At 57.5% G+C, this 4576-nt stretch carries 6 protein-coding genes and 2 pseudogenes; 1 reads left to right on the top strand and 7 read right to left on the bottom strand.

All coding sequences use genetic code 11. From position 1 onward, the window contains the following. Both tnpB (C5L12_RS27375) and C5L12_RS27370 read right to left on the bottom strand, forming a co-directional pair. On the bottom strand, nucleotides 1-268 hold a 268-nt coding region (gene tnpB, locus C5L12_RS27375), incomplete at its 3' end, for an IS66 family insertion sequence element accessory protein TnpB (RefSeq protein ID WP_205839396.1). Next, nucleotides 265-615, bottom strand: coding sequence for a transposase (locus C5L12_RS27370; protein ID WP_245423066.1), 351 nt, complete (start codon nucleotides 613-615; stop codon nucleotides 265-267). The genes C5L12_RS27370 and tnpB (C5L12_RS27375), both read right to left, overlap by 4 nt. A gap of 61 nt (nucleotides 616-676) precedes the next feature. On the opposite strand from C5L12_RS27370, the pseudogene C5L12_RS27365 reads away from it, so the two are divergent. Continuing rightward, nucleotides 677-1148, top strand: a pseudogene (locus tag C5L12_RS27365) (transposase); the annotation flags it as partial. A 191-nt stretch (nucleotides 1149-1339) separates the two neighbouring features. On the opposite strand, the pseudogene tnpC reads toward C5L12_RS27365, so the two are convergent. The 5 genes and pseudogenes from tnpC to C5L12_RS27340 all read right to left on the bottom strand — a co-directional run. Then, a pseudogene (gene tnpC / locus C5L12_RS27360) lies at nucleotides 1340-2874 on the bottom strand (IS66 family transposase). After that, entirely contained in the window at nucleotides 2871-3266 is a 396-nt protein-coding gene (gene tnpB / locus C5L12_RS29315) for an IS66 family insertion sequence element accessory protein TnpB (protein ID WP_105375129.1), read from the bottom strand. Before tnpB (C5L12_RS29315) ends, tnpC begins: the two are co-directional and overlap by 4 nt. Before the next feature lie 78 nt (nucleotides 3267-3344). Next, nucleotides 3345-3422 (bottom strand): hypothetical protein, encoded by a 78-nt coding sequence (locus C5L12_RS29310; RefSeq protein ID WP_425350832.1) that lies wholly within the window; start codon nucleotides 3420-3422, stop codon nucleotides 3345-3347. A gap of 222 nt (nucleotides 3423-3644) precedes the next feature. Beyond that, on the bottom strand, nucleotides 3645-4235 hold the full coding sequence (locus tag C5L12_RS27345) for a NodA family N-acyltransferase (protein WP_105375127.1): 591 nt from the start codon (nucleotides 4233-4235) through the stop codon (nucleotides 3645-3647). 233 nt (nucleotides 4236-4468) lie between these two features. Beyond that, nucleotides 4469-4576 (bottom strand): transposase domain-containing protein (locus tag C5L12_RS27340; protein WP_157949139.1); only part of this gene is annotated, 108 nt, incomplete at its 5' end.

Raw genomic sequence — 4576 nt, 5'->3', positions numbered from 1 at the left:
GTAGATGCAGATTAAACTTTTGCCACGCCTGAACGGTGAGACCTGCACTTTCTTCCCGAACAGCGGGTGCCAAGGATAGGCAATCGTCGAATAACGGGAAACGTATGCAGAATGTCGGTAGTTGTGCCCGCTTCGCCCGGAAGACATAGAGCGAGCCGTTGAACGGATCACTGCCGGCATCCCGCACCAGCGACAGCAAACTGTCCGGCCCTCTGCGGAAGTCGATGGGATGGCTGGCGAGGAAGACCTTTACACCTGCGGGGATCATGCTGAGCGAACCGCCCGGATCACGCGCTGCAGATGCACCTCGTCGACATGCCTGCCGGCCCGCACAACGATACCGTCAATGACGATTTCGACGACGGTGTCGTGGTCAGATACGACGATCTGCGGATCGGCTGCCGCTGCTGCTTGCCCAGGCTCATCACTGCCCAACAGTTCTCTGCGCCAGCGGTAGAGTTGAGACGGCAGGATTCCAATCTGCCGCGCGACTGCCGACATGTTCACACCGGGCTGACAGGCCTGCTCAACCGCTGTGGCCTTGAATTCCTCGGACCAGAACCGCCGCAACTGTCGCGGCGACCCGTCAAGGCGATCGGGCACTGCCTCGATCATTCGCATCAACCCAAGGCTAGCCGCAGGTCTAGACATAGATCCTCACATTCAGAGAACTCGTATGTCCGACTTATCCCGCCTGCCATCAGCAGCGCCAGATGGCGTCTCCTTGCCGCTTACGACAATAGAGCAGAAGCTGACAATCATTGAGCAGAGTTTCGAACCTGGCGAGACGATATCCTTTACCGCTCGCCGTCATAGCGCCCAATCTGCTTTACCGGGGACGCGCACTCTTGAGCGAGGGTGCTGCGGCCGTGGATTCTGACGAGCCGTGGTCGGCAATTCGGAATTGAAGAAGCTGGAGGATCGCGTCAGCGAGTTGGAGCGCATGCTCGGCCGCAAGACGATGGAGGTCGAGTCCTCCGCGAAGCCCTGTCCAAAGCGGGCTTAAAAGTACGGATATCTCGCTCGATCTTGTTGCCGAAGGACGGTTTCCGATGAAGACCATTGCGGTCACGTTGGGCGTCTCCCGTTCCAACATCGTCGAGTGGTTGAAAGGCATATCAAAGCCGCGCGGGCCCTATCGCACGATCTAACATGCAGAATTTCTGCCGATCATCCGCAGGCTTATAGCGCGACGATCAGGATGAGACTCGCATTGCCGCGGGAGAAATGCTCCCTGATTGTTGGCCGTTGCCTCATCTGTAAGTGCGATTTTCCAGCGCATTGACGTAGGCGACATCGCTGACCCCAGCCCGTCCCGCGGTAGCGATATTCGGCTCTATCAGGCGGCGGAGGCTTTGGAGAATTTTAACGGCAGCAGGTCTCCAATGTCTGCCGTTTCGTCGCGCTGAGGTAACTCTGTGAGCGCGTAGCGCAGCCAGGTGAGTGGATCGACGCCACAGGCGCGGCAAGTCAGCATCAGATTGTAGATTACGGCGCTTGCCTTGGCTCCGTCAGCGGTATCGCTGAACAGCCACGATTTTCTTCCGGTCGCAAAAACTCTGATGTCGCGTTCCAAAATGTTGTTATCGATCGGCATCCTGCCGTCGCTGATGGAGCGCGTCAGGTAACCCCATTGGTTCAGGGTGTCGGAGACGGCATCACCGAGCTTGGTATCCGGCACGACCTTCGGCGCGATATTGTAGAGCCATGACTTGAGTGCGTTCAGGACAGGCAAGCTGTGCTGTTGCCGGAAGCGGCGAATGCAATCGGCTTGCGTTTCACCGGCGTCGTGCTTTCTGTCTCGTGCCTGCTTTTCGATACGGTAGAGCTGCTCGAAGAACCGGAGCGCCGTCGGGAATGGGCCATGCACCCGACATGGGTTGCGCCATGTAATTTGCGCCATGTGGTGTAGCCATCGCTCACCAATATGCCGCGGTAGTCGCCGAGAAAGGCCTGCGGGAGGACCTGACCACGGCCCGGCTGGTAGTCGAGCAGCACGATTGGCTCGTCACTGTCCTAGCTGCTGCGGTACGCCCACATGTACGACATGCTGGTGGCTTCCTTTTTCTTTTCCTTCAGCACCTGAACCGTCGTCTCATCGCCATGAATGAGAGGCTGCGACTGAAGCCGCAATCTCAGCGCATCGTAGATGCGATGCAGGTGCCTCTCGCTTGAACCGATCACCCAGTGCGCGAGAGCACCCCGGCTGATCGGAACGCCGGCCCGTTCGAACGTTTGCGGCACGCGGTAGAGTGGCGTGCCGTCGACGTATTTGTGGACGAGTGCGAAGGCCAGCGTCGAGGCGGTGGCAATGCTGCCCGGCAATGGTTGCGGTGGCATCGGAGCGATCACCACAGGTGTGTTGATCCCGGTGCGGCCGCAATGGCGGCAGGCGTATTTGAACCGCACATTCTGCAGAACCTTTGCCTTGACCTCGATATGGAGCTGCTCGGTAACGGCCTCGCCCATGCGATGCATTTGACCATTGCGACAAGGGCAAGCTTTCTGATCGTCGGGAAGGTCGTATTCAACACGCTCGCGGGGCAGGTCTTCTGGCAGAGGTCTGCGGCCCCGCTTTTTACCCGCGGCACGTTCGATTGCTGACAGGCCTGTATCCGGGAGATCGGCGACGTCGCCGCCATGATCAGGATCATCCTCCTTCGAGGCCTCTTCGGCCTCGTTGAATAGGCAATCTACGTGCTTTTCGCTGCGGGGCGCAAAACGATGCAGCCTTGCAAGCGCCAGCTCCTCTTCCAGCTTGACGACCCGCTGTGACAGCACTTCCTTCTCGGCTTTGAGCGCAGCGATTTCGGCTGCACTTGCAGCCAACTGCGCCATCAGCTCTGCAACGCTCGGCTCGCCGGTTTGGGTCATCCCAGTCTTGAATCTGAACCGCGTCGCCGCGTCAACAGATCAACACGCCACCTCAGCCGGCAATCTGATATTGCCGCACGGGATGGCGGATCATCGCATCGATATCGATACCGTCGAGAATCCAATGCAGTTGTTCGGTCGTAAAGTGTAACCACCGCCACCTCTCGGCGCGGCCATCGGAACTTGTCTTCCGTCAACCGCTTCAGGATCAACACAAAGCCTGATCGATCGAAAAACAGCAGCTTCATCCGGTCAGGCCGGCGATTGCAGAAGGCAAACACCGCAGGGGCAAACGGGTCCAGCGCCATCGTCTCCTGGACCAGGATCGCAAAACCAGGGTGGGACCAATCCCGGGGATCGACCGACCAATGTACCGAAACGAGCCCGCGCACGCCGAGATGCTTCGCACGTCATTGTTCCAGAGCTCATATGGAGCGCGGATAAACTGGTTCAGACTGAGGAGATGCCGATTAAATGACCTCGCTTGCTTCGATGATCTGATATTCTATTTCCTCTAGTCCGCATGCCGTAAGATCCGGATGGGTCATAGTATGGTTACCAACCTCGTGATCTTCCGCAACCATACATCGGAAAAGCTCTGGTGATCCACGGCATTATGCACCGATGACGAAGAACGTAGCGGGTACGCGCCGCCGCCAGAATATCGAGGATATCGGGCGTGCAATATGGATTTGGCCCGTCGTTCAACGTCATATAGACGCTACAATCGGCGCTATTGCCCGAGACGTTGCAACTATAATCCGGCTGATTCATAGCTCAGGGCCATTACGATCAATTGACGTGCCGGAAGGCCACTCGTCCATCGAGCGCGCAATGGGAAACACGACGGTGAGGGGGTCCTCAGTTCGGGTGGCTGGCAGATCGAGGTAGACCTCTGGGAGAGTTGAGCGCACGCGGACCCCTGGGAGGATGACCGCAATACCGCCGCGGCACAGTCTCTCAACGTGCTTGTACAGCGCGTGCCGAACTGTACCGAACGCGAATGGGACGCCGAGCCGCTGCAACTCTGGATACATCGCAAACATTGAATGACTAAGCCCAAGCCCTTCAAGATCAGCACGCACTCCCCACAATCCCAGTTCCCCCACCAGGAGATCCACCTCACCGACCTTGATGAAACGCCGCAGCATTCCCATGTGGGCAGCAACACCATGCGAGTCGTAAGCAATCGCACGCATTTCAGGCCGCGCTCCGGCCCAACTGCGGCCCCCTTCGAATGGTTTTGCGTTAAAGGCGCCCGTCGGCCCGTAAATATTACGAAAGAACGCAGAAAGTTCTGCGTGATCGTTGACCTGCAGCTCATTTTCCCAGCAAAGCTTCCATCGAACGTCAGCAGGCATTTCTCTCTCTATGCTTCGGTAAAATGTGCAGTTAACCGGACACTTTTAGTATTCAGCATGTGAATAACTAGTGTTATTAGTTCTATGCTGTAATGCTGCAATCAGTGAAATCGATTGTTTGGATGGAAAGCATCCATACAATGGATGCAGAGCCGGCTTGGTCTGAGATCGGCTTCTTCTCCACTTGCAGTTCCTGCGTTCTTTGGTCAATCGTAGCGGCAAGCTGAGGCCGTTCAGCCCGCGTAACTCCACGGCATGAGTGCGTCGAGATCGCTGCTGGCCCGGCCTTTAGCTATGGGGCCGAGGGTTTGGGTGAGCCAGGCTTGCGGGTCGACGTTGTT

The organism is Neorhizobium huautlense, from assembly GCF_002968575.1.
GTDB classification, from domain to species: domain Bacteria; phylum Pseudomonadota; class Alphaproteobacteria; order Rhizobiales; family Rhizobiaceae; genus Neorhizobium; species Neorhizobium huautlense.
The sequence above is the reverse complement of the archived record's forward strand: the minus strand, read 5'-3'. Positions and strand labels throughout refer to the sequence as shown.